The following is a 658-nucleotide window of genomic DNA, read 5'->3' as shown; positions in this document are numbered from 1 at the left end:
CCGCTTAGAAAGTGTGAGCGAGTTTGAAAACGTTGTTCTTCGTGCCAATCCAAATGGCTCTACGGTTTATCTAAAAGATGTTGCACGTGTTGAACTGGGTAAGAAGTTCTACGATGGTAACGGTAAGTTCCGTGGGCAAGATGCTTCGATTGTCGCTCTGTCACTTCAGTCTGATGCAAACGCATTAGAAAGTGGTAAAGCAGTAATGGAACTGCTTGAACGCTTGAGCGAAAACTTCCCTGAAGGTATGACTTACGAAACCAGCTACGACACGACTGTGTTCGTCGCTGGCTCTATCAAAGGCGTGGTAAAAACACTTGTCGAAGCGATTCTACTGGTTATTGCCGTAACCTACCTATTCTTGGGCAGTGCGCGAGCAACGTTAATTCCAGTGGTCGCGATTCCAGTTTCGTTGATTGGTACGTTTGCCATCATGCAAGCGACAGGATTCACCATCAACACGGTAACCTTGTTCGGTTTGATTCTCGCGATTGGTATCGTGGTGGATGACGCGATTCTGGTTATCGAAAACGTTGATACCACGATGGCGAAAGATCCAACCATTTCACCTCGTAAAGCAACGTTGCTAGCGATGAAAGAGGTGACTGGGCCAATCATTACCTCAACGTTGGTTCTGTTGGCGGTATTCCTACCTGTC

1 protein-coding gene is annotated in these 658 nt (G+C 47.0%); it reads left to right on the top strand.

Translation table 11 applies throughout. From position 1 onward, the window contains the following. Positions 1-658: efflux RND transporter permease subunit (locus R7Q46_RS27665; RefSeq protein WP_318078350.1), on the top strand; the 658-nt coding region annotated here is incomplete at both ends.

It is taken from the genome of Vibrio sp. 811 (assembly GCF_033339195.1).
Note: the sequence above shows the minus strand (reverse complement) of the source record. Positions and strands in the feature narration are given on the sequence as shown.